Here is a 19,852-nt window from a genome sequence, read left to right on the forward strand (position 1 = left end):
TTTAAAAAATTAAGCGCCTTGCTCTTCCTTTTGATCTGCAACTGCTTTAGTAGCAAGTGCAAGGTTACGGATTGGAGCTTGAAGAACGCTAAGAAGCATAGAAAGTAAGCCTTCACGTGATGGAAGAGTAGCGATAGCTTTAACCTCATCAAGTGTTACAAGTTTACCTTCGATTACGCCTGCTTTAATTTCTAAAGCTTCATGTTTTTTAGCGAAGTCGTTTAATACTTTCGCAGGAGCAACTACATCCTCGTTACTGAACGCGATTGCGTTTGGTCCTGTTAAGAATTCGTTTAACTCAGCCATTTCAGCAGACTCTGCAGCACGACGAGTTAAAGAGTTTTTGTAAACTTTGAACTCAACGCCAGCTTCACGTAAGTTTTTACGTAATTCTGTTGCTTCAGAAACTGTTAAACCACGGTAGTCAACAACAATTGTAGATTTACTCGCGCGAAGTTTTTCAGCGATTTCAGTTACAACTTGTTGTTTAGTTTCGATTACTTTGCTCATGTTATTACACCTCCTGTAGATTATATAGAAGATGTACCGAAAGTGCACTAAAAACCTCCATGCCCAACTTGTAGACATGGAGGCATATAGTCACAGAAAAAAGATTCCGCTTCGTATATTAACACCTAGGTAGGGAATTAAGTCGAATCGACTCCTACTGTCTACGGTACACTATTAAAATTCACAACATAAATGATTATATTAAAACTTCTTTAAGAAGTCAACTTCCAATTTTTACGCAAGTGTAGAAACGTCTACGCGTACGCCAGGTCCCATTGTAGAAGCAACAGTTGCGTTCTTCATGTAAGTACCTTTTGCAGCAGCTGGCTTAGCTTTTTGTAGCGTGTCAGCAATTGTTTTGAAGTTTTCTACTAATTTAGCATCTTCGAAAGATACTTTACCGATTGGAACGTGGATGTTACCAGCTTTATCAACGCGGTATTCAACTTTACCAGCTTTGATTTCGTTAACAGCTTTAGTTACATCGAAAGTAACTGTTCCAGTTTTAGGGTTTGGCATTAAACCTTTAGGTCCTAATACACGACCAAGTTTACCAACTTCACCCATCATGTCAGGAGTTGCTACTACTACATCGAAATCGAACCAACCTTTTTGGATTTTACCGATGTAATCAGCATCGCCTACGAATTCAGCGCCAGCAGCTTCTGCTTCTTTTGCTTTTTCGCCTTTAGCGAACACTAATACACGTTGTACTTTACCAGTACCGTGTGGAAGAACAACTGCACCACGAATTTGTTGGTCAGCTTTCTTAGGGTCAACACCTAAACGGAATGCAGCTTCTACAGTTGCATCAAATTTAGCTGTGTTTGTTTTCTTTACTAATTCTACTGCTTCTGTTGCAGAGTAAGCAGATGCACGATCAACAAGCTTCGCAGCTTCAACGTACTTTTTACCTCTTTTAGCCATGTTTGTTTCCTCCTTGAATGTGGTTTTAGCGGAATAACCTCCCACGTTTACGCCTTCATTCCGGGAACCCCCGAGGATGTGCGCCCATCCATTTATTTAAAAATGATAATCATTTACGATAATAAAGGTTGCGAATTGGAATTCCAGACCCGCAACCTTTTTTACAAAAAACAAATCGAATTAGTCTTCGATAACGATGCCCATACTGCGCGCAGTACCTTCAACCATACGCATTGCAGCTTCTACACTAGCAGCGTTTAGGTCAGGCATTTTAGTTTCAGCGATTTCGCGTACTTTATCACGCTTAACAGTTGCCACTTTATTACGGTTTGGTTCACCAGAACCAGACTCAATACCAGCTACTTTCTTAAGAAGAACAGCAGCAGGAGGAGTTTTAGTAATGAAAGTGAATGAACGGTCCTCAAATACCGTAATTTCAACAGGGATGATAAGACCAGCTTGATCAGCTGTACGAGCGTTAAACTCTTTACAGAAGCCCATGATGTTAACACCTGCTTGTCCTAATGCTGGACCAACCGGCGGAGCTGGATTAGCTTTACCTGCAGGAATTTGAAGTTTTACTATTTTAATTACCTTTTTAGCCACGAGACACACCTCCTTAAGTCCGTGATGTGGTCAATTGGGCAGTGATTTGCCCTCCCACTTCATATTTTATCATAATGATAAAATCTTTTTCAAAAAACGTCTCCGTTACCGAAGACGTACTGACTTAAAAGATATTATCACTTTTTACAATTCATTTCAAGTTTCATTTTATAATTTTTCAATTTGATGGAAATCAAGTTCAACCGGAGTCTCGCGACCGAACATGTCTACAAGCACGCTAACTTTTTTCTTTTCCACATCAATTTCTTCAATCGCACCTGTATAATCCGCGAATGGCCCCTCATTTACACGCACTGTTTCATGAAGTTCAAATTCGAAATCAACCACTTCATTGTCCATTCCCATATGCTTCATGATGGTAACAACTTCCTCTTCTAATAGAGGCGATGGTTTAGATCCTGAACCAGAAGAACCAACAAAACCTGTTACACCTGGCGTATTACGAACAACATACCAAGAATCGTCAGTCATGATTAGTTCTACTAATACGTAACCTGGGAACACTTTTCTTTTCGTTATTTTTTCTTTACCATTTTTCATTTCTACTTCTACTTCTTCCGGGACAACAACACGGAAAATTTTATCTTGCATACCCATTGATTCTACACGTTTCTCTAGGTTTGCTTTTACTTTATTTTCATATCCAGAATAAGTATGGACAACATACCAACTTTTTTCCATTCATTTAGGACGAGCGTCCTTCCCTCCCTGACGTACATTTTTTTGCGCAAATGAAAAAACCCGTTCACCGGGCTTTTACACAGTTCTTATAAATAACATTATATCATGGATAAGTGCTTCTTATTCAAGAATTAACCAAGAATTAACCGAATTAAAGAAGAAATGCCCATATCAACCACTGCGAAGAAAATCGCAAAGAACACAACTGTCGCGATAACAGTCGTTGTTGAGCGGAGTAATTCATCTTTTTTAGGCCAACTTACTTTTTTCATTTCGCGACCTACATCGCCGAAAAAGTTCGTTAAACGCATCTACGGGACCTCCAGTGTATTATTTATTTTGTTTCTTTGTGAACTGTATGCTTATTGCATGTTTTACAAAACTTCTTTATCTCAAGTCGCTCTACTGAGCTCGTATCTTTCATCGTAGAGTAGTTTCGATTTTTACACTCTTCACATGAGAGTACAACTTTTTTCCTCATTAGTTACACCAACCTTGTAACATTGTCCCTAAAAATGTATCATACAACAAAAGACAATGTCAATGTCATGACTTTCACTCTCTTAACAAAAAGAAAACAGGTGAATTTTTTTACACCTGCGGCACTTGCTATGAATTTAAAGTTGTACTCTCTCTCATCTCCATATATCTTTCTAATTTCCTTTTTACACGCTGCAATGCGTTATCAATAGATTTCACGTGCCTGTTTAACTGTTCTGAAATTTCTTGATAGGAACGACCATCTAAGTATAAAGAGAGCACTTTTCTTTCTAAATCGCTTAATAATTCAGATATTTTTGATTCTATGTCTGTATATTCTTCCTGACTGATAATCATCTCTTCTGGATCAGTTACTTTCGATTCCGAAATAACATCTAATAATGTTCGATCAGATTCCTCATCGTAAATTGGCTTGTCTAAAGACACATACGAATTTAACGGAATATGTTTTTGCCTTGTTGCTGTTTTAATAGCGGTAATAATTTGTCGAGTGATACACAGTTCAGCAAATGCTTTGAACGAAGACAGCTTGTCCCCTTTATAATCACGAATGGCTTTAAACAACCCAATCATGCCTTCTTGAACAATGTCTTCTCGATCGGCACCCACTAAGAAATAAGATCTTGATTTCGCGCGAACAAAGTTCTTATATTTGTGAATTAAATATTCTAGAGCGTCAGTATTACCTTTTCGAACTAACTCAACGATTGCCTCATCCTCTAAATCACGAAATGTAACGTCGCCTACACTTACGAAGCCTGCTTCCACCTTGATCCCTCCGACCGCTATATATTTAGCAATATTATACAGTAAAAAGATAAAGAGCGTCAATGCCTCAACGCTCTCCTCTTCTTAATTTTTCTAATTTTTCTGTAATATCCTCACTAAATATCTTTCGCATGGCGGGTTGCTTTTCTTTCGTGTCTTTTGTACACCTTCTTACTTGTTGTTCCATCGCTTGCACTTCTAACTCTAATTCACGCGCAGATTTTCGAAGTGCACCTTGCGCAAATATAATCCATTGCTCCGTATAATCCGAAGTTGCAACGTATATTTGTGTCTTTATATTTCTAAGCTCAATCGCAAGTTGTTCTATCTTTTCATCTGCAGTTTGATTCTTTCTCGTGAATATTACTTCCACCCGCGATTGTTTCATCTTTTTTTCAATACCATAGACTGTATAGGCATCAAAGACAATCATTACCTTTGTGCCTGTATAGCCTTGATAATCCGCCATCTTATCAATAAGTGCGTCTCTTGATGACTGTAAATCTACATCCCGCAGTTTCTTCAAGTCTCCCCAAGCCCCGATAATGTTGTAACCGTCAACGATTAAAATATCGTTCATTTTTTATTTACCAATTTCGTGACGTTTACGATATACCTCATACATTAACAAACTTGCGGCTACTGAAGCATTTAAGGATGTAACTTTACCGACCATCGGTAAAGTAATTAGGAAATCACACTTTTCACCAATAATACGACTCATACCTTTTCCTTCACTACCAATTACTAGTCCGATTGGCATATTACCATCTAAATTACGGTAATCTGTTTTCCCTTTGGCATCTGTACCAGCAATCCAAAGTCCGCGTTCTTTTAATTCATCAATTGTACGCGATAAATTTGTTACACGTGCAACAGGAATATATTCAATTGCCCCAGTCGACGCTTTCGCAACTGACGCTGTAAGTCCCACCGCTCTTCTTTTTGGAATAATAACCCCATGAGCCCCTGTTGCATCCGCAGTACGCATAATAGAACCTAAGTTATGTGGGTCTTCAATTTCATCTAAAATTAAGAAGAACGGATCTTCATTGCGTTTTTCTGCTAATTTAAACAAATCCTCTAACTCAGCATATTGATATGCAGCTACTTGAGCAATTACACCTTGATGATTTCCCTCAACCAATTGATCTAATTTCTTCTTTGGTGCGTGTTGCAAAATAACCTTATTCTCTTTTGCTAATGCTAGTACAATCTGCACTTGTCCTTTGGCAGCACCTTCTGCTACCAAAATTTTATTAATATCTCGCCCCGCTCTTAAAGCTTCAATTACAGGGTTACGTCCGATAATATATTCACTACTCATGATGATGTGCTCCCTTCCTTTTCGTCCAAAACGTCAATCGCCTTATATACAATCTCGTCCAATCTTTCACGATTATTCAACAAGTGATGATAACCGATTAGCGCTTCAAAGGCTGTACTGTGTCGATATGTTTGTACATCTGTATTTTTTGGAACAGTACCCGAATTCGCATTACGCCCTCTTCTTAATACCGCCTCTTCCTCTTCTGTCAAAAATGCCGTCTCTAATAAATGATAAACAACTTTCGCCTGTGCTTTTGCCGAAACAAAGCTCGTCCCTAAGCGATGTAATTGATTAGGGCGAACTTTCCCCTTTTGAAGGAGGTGATAGCGGATATATTGTTCATATACCGCATCACCCATATATGCTAACGCTAAGCTGTTCAATTGCTTTGCATCAATCATTCTTATCCTCTTTTCCATCTTGTACCTTGAGCGGTATCTTCTAAAATAATATTACGTCCTTTTAAATCATCGCGAATTTGATCAGATAATGCGAAGTCACGATTTTGACGAGCTTCAATACGCTTTTGGATTAGTGCTTCAATTTCTTCATCAAGCAACTCTTCTTGCGCTAATTCTAATCCTAAAATACTAAATAATGTTTCAAGTTGTTTTACATACGCTTCAATTACAATTTTAGAAGTATGTTCTTCTAACAAATATTGATTTGCGTGATTTGCTACGTTATATAATTCAGTAATCGCATTAGCCGTATTGAAATCATCATCCATCGCTTCTTCGAATGCAACCTGGAACTTTTCCATTTCAGCTAACCATTTTTCATTATGGTCCGTTAAATCCGTACTACTTTCTATACGATGCTTTAAGTTACCGTAAGCTGTTTTAATTCTTTCTAGTCCATTATTCGTACTTTGCAATAAATCTTCACTAAAGTTAATTGGGTGACGGTAATGTACCGATAGCATAAAGAACCTGATTAACTGTGGATCATATTGTTTGATGATATCGTGAACTAAAATGAAGTTTCCAAGCGACTTAGACATCTTCTCGTTATTAATATTAATATATCCATTATGCATCCAATAACGTGCAAATGTTTTTCCTGTCAACGCCTCAGACTGCGCAATTTCATTTTCATGATGAGGAAATGCTAAATCTTGACCACCAGCATGAATATCAATTGTATCCCCTAAATATTTACGCGCCATTGCTGAGCATTCAATATGCCACCCTGGGCGTCCTTTCCCCCAAGGGCTTTCCCAGAAGATTTCTCCTTCTTTCGCAGCTTTCCATAAAACAAAGTCAAGAGGGTCTTGTTTCTTTTCTCCTACTTCAATACGTGCACCGTGACGTAAGTCTGCAATCGGTTGATGTGATAATTTACCGTAACCTTCGAATTCTTTCGTTTTAAAGTACACATCACCTTCTGATTCATATGCATACCCTTTATTCACAAGTTCTTGAATAAATTCAATAATGATATCCATATTTTCTGTTACACGTGGATGAACCGTTGCATGCTTGCAACCTAGTGCCGTTACATCTTCAAAGTAAGCTTCAACAAAACGATCTGCAATTGTTGGCACATCTTCACCTAATTCATTTGCCGCCTTAATTAATTTATCATCCACGTCAGTAAAGTTAGATACATACTGCACATCATATCCTTTATATTCTAAGTAACGGCGTACTGTATCAAATACCATAGGTGGTCTTGCATTCCCAATGTGAATGTAGTTATACACTGTAGGTCCGCACACATACATCTTTACCTTATTTTCTTCTAATGGCATAAACTCTTCTTTTTGACGCGTTAACGTATTATAAATGTGAATAGTCATTTTTATCCTTCCTTTCTACCTTTACTTCGAGTTGCTTTCTCAATTTATCAAGTTCTGCTTCCATAACCTTTAATTTATCAAAAATCGGATCCGGGAGATCAGAATGATTTAATTCTTGACCAATCTTTACTCCATTTTGAATAACGACTCGGCCAGGTATACCTACAACTGTAGAATGTGCAGGAACTTCCTTCAACACGACAGATCCTGCTCCAATTTTAGAATTCTCTCCAACAGTAATAGAACCTAGTACTTTAGCACCTGTTGCAATTAATACATTATCCTGAATTGTAGGGTGCCTCTTTCCTTTTTCTTTACCTGTACCACCTAATGTGACACCTTGATAAATTGTTACGTTTTCGCCAATTTCACACGTTTCGCCAATTACAACCCCCATTCCATGATCAATGAAAAAACGACGACCAATAGTTGCTCCTGGATGAATCTCAATGCCAGTAAAAAAACGACTAACTTGCGAAATCCAACGTGCCATAAAGAAAAAATTCCTTTTATAAAAAGCATGTGCAATTCGATGGCCCCAAACTGCATGTAATCCAGAGTAAGTTAAAATGACTTCGAAATAACTTCGTGCCGCTGGATCCTGTTCAAAAACGACTTCAATATCTTCCCGAAGCCTCTTAAACATCGATGTTCCCTCCCCTTTATGGGCTGCTTTTTTCGAGTGAACTAACTCCCCTAACTCCCCCTGAATCTTTATACAAGGGGATAAAACTTATACTCACACCCATTTACATGGTATAAAAAAAAGACGCCTCTGTCATATAGACAGAGACGCCTTTTAAGCGCGGTTCCACTCTGTTTAGGCTAAAGAAGCCTCAAACTCATCCATGATAACGGTTTACACCGCTTCTGTTTACTTTGCGCCCTAAGACGTTCCGCGAAATACTTCGCTGTTCAACAGAAGACTCGAAGGGGCATTTCAAAAATCCGCTTATAAACCACTTCCAGCCTAAGGGTGGTTCTCTCTGTAAAAAGCCTGATTTTCTACTTCTCCTTCTCGTCGCTTTTCCTTATTAGATTTTAGGTATACTTATTATATTGCTAAACCTAGAAAATGTTAACCAATTACTTTTTGAATACGATTTAAAACTTTTTCTTTTCCAAGAAGAGCAATAGCGTTAGGAAGCTCTGGACCATGTGTTTGTCCAGTAGTAGCAACACGGATTGGCATAAATAGGTTTTTACCTTTATGTCCTGTTTCCTTTTGAACTGCTTTAATAGCCGCCTTAACTGCCGCTGGCTCCATTGCTTCTAAAGCTTCTAATTGATCGGCAAATGTACGAAGTACTTCAGGTACTTGTTCACCCTTCAATACTTCTTGTCCCTCTTCTTCATGATCAACATGATCTTTAAAGAACATTTCAGAAAGCTCTACAATTTCAGCTCCAAAGCTCATTTGGTCATGATATAAAGCAATTACATCACGAACCCATGCTTGTTCTTGTTCACTTAAGTTTTCACCTATGCGACCCGCTTTCACTAAATGCGGTAAGCTTAGTTCAACAACCGTATCTAAATCTTGTTTTTTCATATATTGGTTGTTCATCCATTTTAGTTTTTGAGAATCAAATAATGCAGGTGATTTTGATAAACGAGCTGCATCAAACATTTTGATAAACTCATCTTGAGAGAAGATTTCTTCTTCACCTACTGGTGACCAACCTAGTAATGCAATAAAGTTAAAGATTGCTTCTGGAAGATATCCAAGCTCTTTATATTGCTCAATAAATTGAATAATAGATTCGTCACGCTTACTTAGCTTTTTACGGCTTTCGTTTACAATTAAAGTCATATGACCGAACTTCGGGATATCCCAACCGAGAGCTTCATAAATCATCATTTGTTTTGGCGTGTTTGAAATATGATCATCACCACGAAGTACGTGTGTAATCTCCATTAAGTGATCATCTACCGCTACCGCAAAGTTATAAGTTGGAATTCCATCTTTTTTCACGATAACGAAATCACCAAAATCATTTGAATGGAATGCAACTTCATCTTTTACGATATCTTTAAACGTGAAGTCGCTATCAGCCGGCACACGGAAGCGAATACTTGGAATACGGCCTTCAGCCTCAAATCCTTTAATTTGCTCCTCAGTTAAATCACGGTGGTTTCCTGCATAACGCGGTGTTTCACCACGAGCGATTTGTCCTTCACGCTCTGCCTCTAGCTCTTCTTCTGTCATATAACATTTGTAAGCTAAATCACGCTCTAATAAATCTTCATATAATTTTTTATAAATATCTAAACGCTCTGTTTGACGATATGGTCCAAATTCACCACCAACATCAACACCTTCATCCCAGTCCATACCGAGCCATTTCAAGTATTTTAATTGGCTTTCTTCTCCACCAGCAACATTACGTTTCACATCAGTATCTTCAATACGAATAATAAACTTACCATCTTGATGACGAGCAAATAAATAATTAAATAATGCCGTACGCGCATTTCCGATATGTAAGTGTCCTGTTGGACTTGGCGCATAGCGCACTCTCACTTGCTTTTCCATAGTTGGTACACCTTCCAATCTTAATGTCAACACATTCTATAATTGTACACCAAAAAAACGTGATTATCCATCTTACGAATTAAAAACCACTATTTTTTCTGTAATAAAACAACCGCTTGAGAAGCAATCCCTTCTTCTCTACCTGTAAATCCTAATTTTTCTGTTGTTGTTGCCTTTACATTAATATTATCAATAGACGTTTCTAGTAGTTCACTAATGCGTTTACGCATGCTTTCAATATGCGGTGCCATTTTTGGCTTTTGGGCAATAATTGTACAATCTAGGTTCCCTAGCTCATAACCTTGTTCACACACAAATTCCCAAACCTTTTGTAACAATACAGCTGAATCCGCATCTTTAAAGGCAGGATCTGTATCAGGAAAATGTTTTCCAATATCTCCTGCTGCAATTGCTCCTAGACATGCGTCAGCAATCGTATGTAACAATACATCTGCATCCGAGTGACCGATTAATCCTTTTTCATGAGGAATTGTAATTCCGCCGATAATTAACGGTCTACCTTCCGCAAATTCATGTACATCAAAACCTTGTCCAATTCGAAACATTCTTTACATCCTCCTCAATCTAAACTACTTTATGAATTCTATATTATATTGCTATCTCTATAAAGAAAAGCTCGGCAACTGCCGAGCTTTTCTTTACTATAATACCATCACTTCTATTTCTTCTGAACATGAAGGAAACTTTCAGCAATTAGTAAATCCTCTGGAGTCGTCACTTTAATATTATAGTAACTCCCCTCTACCACGCCTACTTGCTTCCCGACACGTTCTACGAGACTTGCATCATCTGTACCAAGAAAACAACTTTGCTTTGCACTTCTATGAGCTTCTAATAAAAGAGGAACAGAAAATCCTTGCGGTGTTTGAACCGCTTTAAGCTGAGAACGTTCTACCGTTTCAACAACAACACCCTGTTCTACTTTCTTAATTGTATCCTTCACTGGCACTGCACAAATGGAAGCACCATATTTCTCTGCTACAGTTAATACATCTTGCATCATCTTATTCGTTACGAACGGGCGCGCACCATCGTGTACGAGAACATACTCAACTCCGCTCACATACTGAAGCGCATTATACACACTATCTTGTCTTTCAGCCCCGCCTTGAATAAATTGCACCTGCTTTTCAACCGGGTACTTCTGTATTAACTCCTCAAAATAAGGACGTTCCTCTTCGTTAATTGCCATGATAATACGTTTACATGCTTTATCTTTTTCAAAAGCACGTAATGTATGCACAATGATAGGTACTCCATTTATAAGTAAGAACAACTTGTTTTTGCCAGCACCCATCCGTTTCCCTTGACCCGCTGCCGGAATAATTAATGTATACATATTAATAATCCTCTACTTATAATGCTTTTTCTAATAATTTACGTTTTGCGAAAATCATACGACCAGCCGATGTTTGCAACACACTTGTAACTAGTACATTAAGTTGCGAACCGACATATTCTCTACCGTCTTCTACTACAATCATCGTGCCATCATCTAAGTATGCAACACCTTGATTTTGTTCTTTACCATCTTTCACAACATAAACACTTAATTCTTCACCAGGGAGTACGACTGGTTTAATTGCATTTGCTAAATCGTTAATGTTTAACACTGTTACTCCTTGTAGTTCAGAAACTTTGTTTAAGTTGAAATCATTTGTTACAACAGTTCCACCAGTGATTTTAGCTAACTTTACAAGCTTGCTATCCACCTCTTGGATATCCTCAAAATCACCTTCATAAATTTCCACCGGAATTGGTAGCTCTTTTTGAATACGATTTAAAATGTCTAATCCTCTGCGACCACGATTACGCTTTAAAGCATCAGAAGAATCGGCAATATGCTGAAGCTCTTCTAATACGAATTGTGGAATCACAATTGTTCCTTCTAAAAACTTCGTTTGGCAAATATCCGCAATACGTCCATCAATAATTACACTTGTATCGAGAATTTTCCAATGAGTTGTAGATTTTTCTACCTCTACCTCTTCGTTCTCGCTATTGTTTTTCTTCTTACCTCCGCGCTGGGGTAATGTAAATAATCCTAGCAATTCATTTCTCTTTTTAAATCCTACTTGGAATCCTAAATAACCAAGTAAAAGAGTAAAGAACACTTGTAATACTGTACTAATGACTGGAATCGTGAATTCACGAATTGGTATCAAAATTAAATATGCAACAATAAGACCAGAGATCAACCCTAATGTACCAAATAAAACATCCGCTACCGGTGCCTTTACAAGGGCTTCTTCGATATGTTTAATAAGTTGAACAATATAATCCACAAGCCAAAATGTTGTTAAAAATAAAATAATTGCACCAATAATTGCACGAACGTACGATCCCTCAAGCCAAGGAACAGCACCGACGTCCAATACATTAATAACTTTTGGGATTAGAAAAATCCCTAACGCTCCCCCGATCACTAAAAAGAAGAGCTGTACGATCCTTTTTAACATCCAACCACCTCCTACTCATTATTAACCATTGTTTTGCTAATCAAAACGCCGAATGCAAAAGCGGACGTGTTTTTTTTATATAAATAGTTTTATTTACCAATATACCATATCATATACCAAAAATGTTCTAGTGTCGTTATATTATGGAATCAATGTAATATTCTTAATTGTGTCTACTCATATAGAGATGCTCTTGAATTCTTTTTAGGCCCTCTCGTATTTTCTTCGCCCTAACTTCCCCAATTCCTTCCACATCATCCAATTCATTAATAGTTGCACGACAAACACCTTGTAACGTTTTAAATCGATTAATTAAATTTTCAATGATAAGTGGTGGAACACGAGAAATTTTGCTTGCGATTCGGTATCCCCTCGGTGTCACGCTTTCTTCTAAGCTCATTTGCCCTGGATAGCCAAGCAATTTAACTAAATCGCTATCCTCTAAAAGCTGTGTATTTGCAAGATCTTGTAACTTTTTCAAAATTTGATGGTGATCCTGCGTTTTTTCTTGATAATAATCCTTAATTAATAACGCTGCCTCTGCTTCTAAGTCGGCTAGTAATTCTGTAAGTTGTAAACGAATTAACCTTCCTTCCGTTCCTAACTCATGAATGTAGCTCACTATTTCATTTTTAATACGCAGTACCATTTCAACACTATGTAAAACGTGAACTACCTCGGACATTGTAACGACCTCTTCAAATTCTAGAATGCCCAAATTCGTAATCCCATCATTCCATACAGCTTTATATTTTTCTAACGTTTGAATAGCTTGGTTTGCCTTTGTTAAAATTACACCTATATCTTTTAGTGTATAACGTAAGTTCCCTTGATATAGTGTAATTACGTTACGTCTTTGTGAAATAGCCACAACAAGGCTAGCCGTCTGCTTTGCTACACGCTCTGCCGTTCGGTGACGCATACCTGTTTCAATAGAATCAATGGATGGATCTGGAACTAATTGTGCATTTGCAATTAAAATTTTGCTCCCAGTTTCATTTAAAATAAGTGCCCCATCCATTTTTGCTAATTCATATAAACTAGCCGGTGAGAATGCACAATTAATGTGAAATCCTCCATCAACAATACTTTTAATCTGCTCATTATACCCAAGAACAATTAGCCCTCCAGTTTGCGCACGAAGTACGTTATCTATCCCTTCGCGTAGTGGTGTTCCTGGGGCAACGAGCTGTAGAATGTTAATCATACTTTTGACACGTTGCTTGTTTTCCTCCATAGCCTAGCCTCCTAATGTCAAACGAAGCGCCTCTCCTAAATTAGAAACACCTACTACCTCAATCCCATCTGGAATTGTCCATCCTCCCAAATTTTTTCTAGGAATAATAGCACGTTGAAATCCTAATTTTGCTGCTTCTTGTACACGTTGTTCAATTCTTGATACTCTTCTTATTTCTCCAGTTAGGCCTACTTCTCCTATTACCGCATCGGTTGGTGCAGTAGCTTTATCTCTGAAACTTGAAGCAATACTTAAGGCAACAGCTAAATCGATTGCTGGTTCATCTAATTTCAAGCCACCCGCGACTTTTAAATATGCGTCTTGATTTTGCAACAATAAACCTGTTCTTTTTTCTAGCACTGCCATAATAAGTGAAACGCGGTTATGATCAATTCCCGTCGCCATTCTTCGAGGATTTCCAAAACTAGTAGGGGAGATTAATGCTTGTATTTCTACTAAAACCGGTCTGGTTCCTTCCATTGAAGCAACCACTGTGGATCCTGCAACTCCAACTGGACGTTCCTCAAGGAAAATTTCAGAAGGATTTAGTACTTCTGCAAGACCTAGTTCCTTCATTTCAAAGATACCCATTTCATTTGTGGAACCAAAACGGTTCTTCACAGCTCGCAAAATACGATATGTATGGTGACGATCTCCTTCAAAGTAAAGAACTGCATCAACCATATGTTCTAGCATACGTGGTCCTGCAATTGCCCCTTCTTTTGTCACATGTCCGACGATAAAAATAGGAATCCCTTTCGTCTTTGCAAGCTTCATTAATTCCGCTGTACATTCACGTACTTGCGCTACACTTCCTGGGGCTGACGTCACTTCAGGTAAATGTATCGTTTGAATAGAGTCAATAACAACAAAAGCTGGATTCATCTCTTCAATGTGCGCTGCAATTCGCTGTAGATCAGTTTCTGCTACAACAAATAGATTACTACCCTTTACATGCAAACGATCTGCACGAAGTTTAATCTGCTTTGCTGACTCCTCGCCTGATATGTATAGTACATCATATGAAGAATCTGCTAATTGCGATGAAATTTGTAATAACAATGTTGATTTTCCAATCCCAGGGTCTCCACCAATAAGTACTAAAGATCCATCTACAATCCCGCCACCAAGTACACGGTTAAACTCTTGAAATTTCGTTTCAATACGCGCCTCAGAATTTGTTTCTACCTCTGTTAAGCGTCTTGGTTTTGTTACTTCTGATTGAATTGCATTGACATAATTAAGGCGCCTTGATGATACAACTGGTTCCATCTCTTCAACAAGCGTATTCCATTTACCACATCCAGGACATTTCCCCATATATTTTGGCGACTGATAACCACACTCTTGACATGTGAATTTTGTTTTCTTTTTAGCCATATCTTTTATAGTTCACTTCACTTTCATCTACAAACGTTTATCCTTCTCGTACAAGAAAGAGGGCTATCGCGTAGCCCTCTTTGTTTGTCTATACTTATTTTACCTTTTCCGCACTATGAATGACAAATGATTCTCCTTCTATATCAAAGATAACTTTTTGCCCTTTCTCAATAGCACCTTTTAACAGTTCTTCTGATAGTCTATCTTCTACATGTTTTTGAATTGCTCTACGAAGCGGACGAGCACCGTACTCTCGATCAAATCCTTTATCAGCAATTGCTGAAATTGCTCCTTCTGTTAAGTGCAATTCAATCTCTTGTTCTTTTAAGCGATTCACCAACTGGTTCACCATAAGAGTTACGATTTCTTGAATATGTTTTTTCTCAAGCATATGGAACACAATAATTTCATCAATACGGTTTAAAAATTCTGGACGAAATGCCTTTTTCAATTCATCCATTACTTTACCTTTCATATCTGAATAATCGCGGCTCTCATCTTGTACGTTAAATCCAAGATGTTTATTACGTTTTAATGCGTCTGCACCAACATTAGACGTCATAATAACAATTGTATTACGGAAATCAACTGTACGTCCTTTAGAATCTGTTAAACGGCCATCTTCTAATACTTGTAGTAAAATATTAAACACATCCGGATGGGCTTTCTCTACTTCATCTAATAAGACAACTGAATATGGCTTACGACGAACTTTCTCTGTTAATTGTCCACCTTCTTCATATCCAACATATCCTGGAGGAGATCCAACTAAGCGAGAAGTAGAATGTTTTTCCATATACTCAGACATATCGATGCGGATCATTGCATCCTCATCACCGAACATAGATTCTGCTAAAGCCCTCGCTAGTTCTGTTTTACCTACACCAGTCGGTCCTAGGAAAATAAATGAGCCAATTGGACGTTTCGGATCTTTTAATCCCGCTCTCGCACGACGAACAGCTTTTGCCACAGCTACAACTGCTTCATCCTGCCCAATTAAACGATCATGTAAAATTGATTCCAAGTTTAATAATTTATCTGTCTCTGTTTGTGCAAGTTTAGAAACTGGAATACGTGTCCATGTGGAAACGACATTTGCAATATCTTCTACTGTTACTTCTGAATTTTCTTGTCCTTGTTTCTCTTTCCACTGACGCTTTGTATCTTCTAACTTTTCACGTAAACGTTGTTCCATATCACGTAAGGAAGCAGCTTTTTCAAATTCTTGGCTTTGTACAGCTGCATCTTTTTCTTTTCTAATTTCCTCAAGCTTCACTTCAAGCTCTTTTAAGTTTGGCGGTGTTGTATAAGAACGTAAGCGCACTTTTGATGCAGCCTCATCAATTAAATCGATTGCTTTATCAGGTAAAAAACGGTCTGTAATGTAACGATCTGAAAGTTTTACAGCCGCATCGATTGCATCATCTGTAATAGATACGCGGTGATGCGCCTCATAACGGTCACGTAAACCTTTTAAAATTTGAACTGATTCTTCTAAGTTTGGTTCATCAACATGAATTGGTTGGAAACGTCTTTCTAATGCCGCATCCTTTTCAATATATTTACGATATTCGTCTAAAGTTGTTGCACCAATACATTGTAATTCACCACGTGCTAAAGATGGTTTTAAAATATTCGATGCATCAATTGCACCTTCTGCCCCTCCTGCACCAATTAACGTATGAAGCTCATCAATAAATAGAATGATGTTACCAGCTTGGCGAATCTCATCCATCACTTTCTTTAAACGATCCTCAAATTCACCACGATATTTTGTTCCAGCAACAACTGTACCCATATCTAATGTCATAACACGCTTATCTCTTAAAGTTTCAGGAACTTCATTATTTACAATTTGCTGTGCTAATCCTTCCGCAATTGCTGTCTTACCTACACCAGGTTCTCCAATTAATACTGGATTGTTTTTTGTTCTACGGCTTAACACTTCAATTACACGTTGAATTTCTTTACTACGCCCAATAACAGGATCTAAACGGTTTTCACGTGCAACAACTGTTAAATCACGTGCTAGACTGTCAAGTGTAGGTGTATTCGCATTTGTTGATGAACCACCTTGGTGACCTGAACTAGCTTCATTACTTCCAAGAAGTTGTAACACTTGTTGCCTTGCTTTGTTTAGGCTTACACCTAAATTATTTAAAACACGTGCTGCTACACCTTCACCTTCACGGATTAAACCAAGTAAAATATGTTCTGTTCCAACGTAGGAATGGCCCAATTTACGAGCTTCGTCCATAGACAACTCAATAACTTTTTTAGCACGAGGTGTGTAATGTACTGTTTGAGAAGCTTCCGTTCCACGTCCAATTAATGCTTCTACCTCTTTTTGAACTTTCTCTGGACTTAATCCAAGAGCAATTAACGCTTTTGCTGCAATTCCTTCACCTTCGCGTACAAGCCCAAGTAAAATATGTTCTGTTCCAATATTATTGTGCCCAATGCGAATTGCTTCCTCTTGAGATAAAGCTAATACTTTCTGTGCTCGTTCTGTAAATCTTCCAAACATCATAGAAATCGCCTCCTACTTGCGCTTAATTTTGTTCAATTCGTAATCGCTCACGGATTAAGGTTGCTCTTCGATAATCTCTTTCTTCTGGTCCTAGAGGTCCTCCTGCATATTGTTGCAAAATGCCCGGCTGAGTAAGAACCATTAACTCAGTTAAAATATTTCTCGATATACCTTGTATATATCCTAAGTCAATACCAAGTCGTACATCTGATAAGCAAGTGGCTGCTTCTGCAGATTGAATTAAACGACTGTTAGCTAGTATTCCGTAAGAACGATATACTTTATCTTCAAGCTCAATACTTGAATTTTGTACAATTAATTCTCTAGCCATTTTTTCTTGATGGATGATTTGTTGAATGACACTCTTTAAATCTGCAATAATATCTTCTTCTGACTTCCCTAGTGTCATTTGATTTGACACTTGAAATATATTACCTAACGCTTCGCTACCTTCACCGTATATTCCTCTTACTACTAGCCCTAATTTTTGAATTACTTGTATAATACGGTTAATTCTTTTCGTTAAAACCAGTCCCGGCAAATGAATCATTACCGAAGCCCTTAATCCTGTACCGACGTTAGTGGGACAACTCGTAATATATCCAAGCGATTCATCAAAAGCATATTCAACCTGTTCCTCGATCCAGTTATCTATTTGATTGGCACTTTGAAGCGCCTCTGATAACTGTAAACCTGAAAATAGGCACTGAATCCTAACATGATCCTCTTCATTAAGCATGATACTTATATGTTCACTTTCTGATAGTAGGCATGCTCCGTATTCTGTTCCTGCAAGATTTGGACTAATTAAATGCTTCTCAACTAAAACTCTCCTTTGCAGAGGATTTAATTCATTCATTTTTAATAGTTCAAACTCCCCAAAAGGTTCTACAGGTTTATTTATAAACTTCTTCTTAAATAACTCATGAATCTGTTTAGCTTCTTCCTCGTTTTGCATAGTAGAGAATTGATATTTTTTAAAGTTACGAGCCAAACGAATTCGACTACTTAAAACAATATCAGAATCAGGGCCATCCCCCTTCATCCATGGACTAATCGCTTCATTCATAATTCTGTCCAGTGACATAGAACTATTCCCCCTCTCTATGCTCACTAAGCTGATTTACAAGACATCGAATTTTATCTCGTACTTCAGCCGCTTTCTCAAATTCCTCTTTCTGTACATATTGTTTCAGATTGAGTTTTAGTTCATCTAATTCTTTCTTTAAGTAGATATTTCCTTCTATACGTTCAGGAATTTTTCCACAATGATCTGTATGCCCACCGTGAAGACGTTTTAACAATGGTTTTAAATGCCCCTTAAATGTATCGTAACAAGAAGCACATCCAAAGCGTCCCACTTTTGTAAATTGTTCATATGTCATCTTACAATTTGGACATCTTGATATATTTGTATTTGAAAATGCATCTTGCCCTTCTTCAAACATTGCTGGTTCACCATGCAATAATCCGGCTAATAGGTCATGGAATGAAAAATTAGACTGCGGTGATTGAAAGAAAGACGTATAGCCACTTTGTTCTGCACATTGCTCGCAAAGATGAACTTCCGCCTTTTTTTCGTTGATTACTTTTGTATAATGTAAAGTTGCTGGTCTTATATTACAGTTTTGACAAGTCATCGCTATCCCCCACCTTTACAACAGGAACGATCTATCTCATGATACTTTTCATACATTACTAGATTGTTCTCTTTCCTTAATCCATTTAGTAAAAGCACATGTCATCTTTCAAAATCCCTACAATATTAAACTGCATTATCTTAGTTATCATTCTTAACAAAAGTTATATTTATTTATATTTCAGTGTTCTTAACATTGCGCATAATATTCGAGCCCTAAGTTCATCTCGAGAAGGAACATCCATTAATAATACAGAACGATCTAGTACACTTAACATAAGTTTAGCTTCACGATTTGTTATAATACCCTCTTCTATTAAACGTATAATCATGCTTTCTGCATTTCCTTGTGCAACGCTATGATCAATCATATGAAGCATTTGATCAATAATGTCTATATCATCATGCAGTTTGACTTTTATAATGCGAATGTAACCTCCTCCACCTCGTTTACTTTCTACTACGAATCCTCTTTCTAACGTAAAACGGGTATTGATTACATAGTTGATTTGAGACGGCACACAATCGAATCGATCAGCGACCTCATTCCTCTTGATTTCAATCGCATTATTATTGCTTAAGTCAATAACTTGCTTTAGATATTTCTCAATGATATCAGATATATTTCTCATTTATCCGCCACCTTTATTGACTTTGACTATCTTTGACTTTAATTATATACGTATTAAAAAAATTTGCAACTCTTTTGCTTATTCACTATCCTAGCCACATTTCCCAGTCTTTAATCAAAAGGACGATTCTTTAAGTAAAGATTTTTTAAATTACTATGAATTATAAAAAGAAACACGAAAAAACACGAGTCATTCTGACTCGTGTTTTAGTTGCTTGGCGACGTCCTACTCTCACAGGGACAAGGTCCCAACTACCATCGGCGCTAGAGAGCT

At 37.6% G+C, this 19,852-nt stretch carries 22 protein-coding genes and 2 other annotated features; all 22 genes read right to left on the reverse strand.

Going from position 1 to position 19,852, the window contains the following annotated elements; all coding sequences use genetic code 11:
• Window positions 1-9: 9 nt before the first annotated feature.
• The 22 genes from rplJ to ctsR all read right to left on the reverse strand — a co-directional run bounded on the left by rplJ (window position 10) and on the right by ctsR (window position 19,579).
• A complete protein-coding gene (rplJ, locus tag JTF23_RS23330; protein ID WP_204209847.1) occupies window positions 10-510 on the reverse strand; it encodes a 50S ribosomal protein L10 in 501 nt (166 codons plus the stop codon).
• A gap of 39 nt (window positions 511-549) precedes the next feature.
• Window positions 550-695 (reverse strand) — a sequence feature (ribosomal protein L10 leader region).
• Between the two features lie 49 nt (window positions 696-744).
• A complete protein-coding gene (rplA, locus tag JTF23_RS23335; RefSeq protein ID WP_002009792.1) occupies window positions 745-1,437 on the reverse strand; it encodes a 50S ribosomal protein L1 in 693 nt (230 codons plus the stop codon).
• 180 nt (window positions 1,438-1,617) lie between these two features.
• The gene (gene rplK / locus JTF23_RS23340) at window positions 1,618-2,043 is read right to left on the reverse strand and encodes a 50S ribosomal protein L11 (RefSeq protein ID WP_002159610.1); all 426 of its coding nucleotides are present in this window, start codon (window positions 2,041-2,043) and stop codon (window positions 1,618-1,620) included.
• Between the two features lie 168 nt (window positions 2,044-2,211).
• On the reverse strand, window positions 2,212-2,745 hold the full coding sequence (gene nusG, locus JTF23_RS23345) for a transcription termination/antitermination protein NusG (RefSeq protein WP_002009795.1): 534 nt from the start codon (window positions 2,743-2,745) through the stop codon (window positions 2,212-2,214).
• A gap of 131 nt (window positions 2,746-2,876) precedes the next feature.
• The gene (gene secE, locus JTF23_RS23350) at window positions 2,877-3,056 is read right to left on the reverse strand and encodes a preprotein translocase subunit SecE (RefSeq protein WP_002009797.1); all 180 of its coding nucleotides are present in this window, start codon (window positions 3,054-3,056) and stop codon (window positions 2,877-2,879) included.
• A 23-nt stretch (window positions 3,057-3,079) separates the two neighbouring features.
• Complete coding sequence (gene rpmG, locus JTF23_RS23355) at window positions 3,080-3,226, reverse strand: 50S ribosomal protein L33 (RefSeq protein WP_012260172.1); 147 nt, start codon at window positions 3,224-3,226, stop codon at window positions 3,080-3,082.
• Window positions 3,227-3,354: 128 nt separating this feature from the next.
• Window positions 3,355-4,014 carry an RNA polymerase factor sigma-70 gene (locus tag JTF23_RS23360; RefSeq protein WP_002009799.1) on the reverse strand — a complete coding sequence of 220 codons (660 nt, stop codon included), beginning with the start codon at window positions 4,012-4,014 and terminating at the stop codon, window positions 3,355-3,357.
• 67 nt (window positions 4,015-4,081) lie between these two features.
• A complete protein-coding gene (locus JTF23_RS23365; RefSeq protein WP_204209848.1) occupies window positions 4,082-4,594 on the reverse strand; it encodes an NYN domain-containing protein in 513 nt (170 codons plus the stop codon).
• A 3-nt stretch (window positions 4,595-4,597) separates the two neighbouring features.
• On the reverse strand, window positions 4,598-5,341 hold the full coding sequence (gene rlmB / locus JTF23_RS23370; protein ID WP_002091503.1) for a 23S rRNA (guanosine(2251)-2'-O)-methyltransferase RlmB: 744 nt from the start codon (window positions 5,339-5,341) through the stop codon (window positions 4,598-4,600).
• Window positions 5,338-5,745, reverse strand: coding sequence for a Mini-ribonuclease 3 (locus JTF23_RS23375; RefSeq protein WP_002159611.1), 408 nt, complete (start codon window positions 5,743-5,745; stop codon window positions 5,338-5,340). The genes rlmB and JTF23_RS23375 overlap by 4 nt, the downstream gene beginning before the upstream one ends.
• 2 nt (window positions 5,746-5,747) lie before the next feature.
• Window positions 5,748-7,145, reverse strand: coding sequence for a cysteine--tRNA ligase (gene cysS, locus JTF23_RS23380; protein ID WP_078180866.1), 1,398 nt, complete (start codon window positions 7,143-7,145; stop codon window positions 5,748-5,750).
• Window positions 7,126-7,791 (reverse strand): serine O-acetyltransferase, encoded by a 666-nt coding sequence (gene cysE / locus JTF23_RS23385; protein ID WP_016103297.1) that lies wholly within the window; start codon window positions 7,789-7,791, stop codon window positions 7,126-7,128. Before cysE ends, cysS begins: the two co-directional genes overlap by 20 nt.
• A 139-nt stretch (window positions 7,792-7,930) precedes the next feature.
• Window positions 7,931-8,176 (reverse strand) — a binding site (T-box leader).
• Between the two features lie 47 nt (window positions 8,177-8,223).
• Window positions 8,224-9,681 carry a glutamate--tRNA ligase gene (gene gltX / locus JTF23_RS23390; RefSeq protein WP_204209849.1) on the reverse strand — a complete coding sequence of 486 codons (1,458 nt, stop codon included), beginning with the start codon at window positions 9,679-9,681 and terminating at the stop codon, window positions 8,224-8,226.
• Window positions 9,682-9,770: 89 nt separating this feature from the next.
• Complete coding sequence (ispF, locus tag JTF23_RS23395) at window positions 9,771-10,247, reverse strand: 2-C-methyl-D-erythritol 2,4-cyclodiphosphate synthase (protein WP_002159614.1); 477 nt, start codon at window positions 10,245-10,247, stop codon at window positions 9,771-9,773.
• A gap of 113 nt (window positions 10,248-10,360) precedes the next feature.
• On the reverse strand, window positions 10,361-11,041 hold the full coding sequence (gene ispD / locus JTF23_RS23400; RefSeq protein WP_016103295.1) for a 2-C-methyl-D-erythritol 4-phosphate cytidylyltransferase: 681 nt from the start codon (window positions 11,039-11,041) through the stop codon (window positions 10,361-10,363).
• A gap of 16 nt (window positions 11,042-11,057) precedes the next feature.
• The gene (locus tag JTF23_RS23405; RefSeq protein WP_002159616.1) at window positions 11,058-12,161 is read right to left on the reverse strand and encodes a PIN/TRAM domain-containing protein; all 1,104 of its coding nucleotides are present in this window, start codon (window positions 12,159-12,161) and stop codon (window positions 11,058-11,060) included.
• 163 nt (window positions 12,162-12,324) lie between these two features.
• The gene (disA, locus tag JTF23_RS23410) at window positions 12,325-13,398 is read right to left on the reverse strand and encodes a DNA integrity scanning diadenylate cyclase DisA (RefSeq protein WP_000392162.1); all 1,074 of its coding nucleotides are present in this window, start codon (window positions 13,396-13,398) and stop codon (window positions 12,325-12,327) included.
• Between the two features lie 3 nt (window positions 13,399-13,401).
• Entirely contained in the window at window positions 13,402-14,778 is a 1,377-nt protein-coding gene (gene radA, locus JTF23_RS23415) for a DNA repair protein RadA (protein ID WP_002159617.1), read from the reverse strand.
• A 94-nt stretch (window positions 14,779-14,872) separates the two neighbouring features.
• Complete coding sequence (gene clpC, locus JTF23_RS23420) at window positions 14,873-17,308, reverse strand: ATP-dependent protease ATP-binding subunit ClpC (protein WP_002063405.1); 2,436 nt, start codon at window positions 17,306-17,308, stop codon at window positions 14,873-14,875.
• Window positions 17,309-17,330: 22 nt separating this feature from the next.
• The gene (gene mcsB, locus JTF23_RS23425; protein WP_002091490.1) at window positions 17,331-18,395 is read right to left on the reverse strand and encodes a protein-arginine kinase McsB; all 1,065 of its coding nucleotides are present in this window, start codon (window positions 18,393-18,395) and stop codon (window positions 17,331-17,333) included.
• Between the two features lie 4 nt (window positions 18,396-18,399).
• Entirely contained in the window at window positions 18,400-18,948 is a 549-nt protein-coding gene (gene mcsA, locus JTF23_RS23430; RefSeq protein WP_002159618.1) for a protein-arginine kinase activator protein McsA, read from the reverse strand.
• Between the two features lie 169 nt (window positions 18,949-19,117).
• The gene (gene ctsR, locus JTF23_RS23435) at window positions 19,118-19,579 is read right to left on the reverse strand and encodes a transcriptional regulator CtsR (protein ID WP_002029353.1); all 462 of its coding nucleotides are present in this window, start codon (window positions 19,577-19,579) and stop codon (window positions 19,118-19,120) included.
• Window positions 19,580-19,852 lie beyond the last annotated feature (273 nt).

The sequence above is a fragment of the Bacillus sp. RIT 809 genome (assembly GCF_016892495.1).
GTDB lineage: Bacteria > Bacillota > Bacilli > Bacillales > Bacillaceae_G > Bacillus_A > Bacillus_A cereus_U.

Coding starts and splice junctions, on each gene's coding strand:
- rplJ (WP_204209847.1), bottom strand. CDS start 510: ATGAGCAAAGTAATCGAAACTAAACAACAAGTTGTAACTGAAATCGCT.
- rplA (WP_002009792.1), bottom strand. CDS start 1,437: ATGGCTAAAAGAGGTAAAAAGTACGTTGAAGCTGCGAAGCTTGTTGAT.
- nusG (WP_002009795.1), bottom strand. CDS start 2,745: ATGGAAAAAAGTTGGTATGTTGTCCATACTTATTCTGGATATGAAAAT.
- secE (WP_002009797.1), bottom strand. CDS start 3,056: ATGCGTTTAACGAACTTTTTCGGCGATGTAGGTCGCGAAATGAAAAAA.
- rpmG (WP_012260172.1), bottom strand. CDS start 3,226: ATGAGGAAAAAAGTTGTACTCTCATGTGAAGAGTGTAAAAATCGAAAC.
- JTF23_RS23365 (WP_204209848.1), bottom strand. CDS start 4,594: ATGAACGATATTTTAATCGTTGACGGTTACAACATTATCGGGGCTTGG.
- rlmB (WP_002091503.1), bottom strand. CDS start 5,341: ATGAGTAGTGAATATATTATCGGACGTAACCCTGTAATTGAAGCTTTA.
- JTF23_RS23375 (WP_002159611.1), bottom strand. CDS start 5,745: ATGATTGATGCAAAGCAATTGAACAGCTTAGCGTTAGCATATATGGGT.
- cysS (WP_078180866.1), bottom strand. CDS start 7,145: ATGACTATTCACATTTATAATACGTTAACGCGTCAAAAAGAAGAGTTT.
- cysE (WP_016103297.1), bottom strand. CDS start 7,791: ATGTTTAAGAGGCTTCGGGAAGATATTGAAGTCGTTTTTGAACAGGAT.
- gltX (WP_204209849.1), bottom strand. CDS start 9,681: ATGGAAAAGCAAGTGAGAGTGCGCTATGCGCCAAGTCCAACAGGACAC.
- ispF (WP_002159614.1), bottom strand. CDS start 10,247: ATGTTTCGAATTGGACAAGGTTTTGATGTACATGAATTTGCGGAAGGT.
- ispD (WP_016103295.1), bottom strand. CDS start 11,041: ATGTATACATTAATTATTCCGGCAGCGGGTCAAGGGAAACGGATGGGT.
- JTF23_RS23405 (WP_002159616.1), bottom strand. CDS start 12,161: ATGTTAAAAAGGATCGTACAGCTCTTCTTTTTAGTGATCGGGGGAGCG.
- disA (WP_000392162.1), bottom strand. CDS start 13,398: ATGGAGGAAAACAAGCAACGTGTCAAAAGTATGATTAACATTCTACAG.
- radA (WP_002159617.1), bottom strand. CDS start 14,778: ATGGCTAAAAAGAAAACAAAATTCACATGTCAAGAGTGTGGTTATCAG.
- clpC (WP_002063405.1), bottom strand. CDS start 17,308: ATGATGTTTGGAAGATTTACAGAACGAGCACAGAAAGTATTAGCTTTA.
- mcsB (WP_002091490.1), bottom strand. CDS start 18,395: ATGTCACTGGACAGAATTATGAATGAAGCGATTAGTCCATGGATGAAG.
- mcsA (WP_002159618.1), bottom strand. CDS start 18,948: ATGACTTGTCAAAACTGTAATATAAGACCAGCAACTTTACATTATACA.
- ctsR (WP_002029353.1), bottom strand. CDS start 19,579: ATGAGAAATATATCTGATATCATTGAGAAATATCTAAAGCAAGTTATT.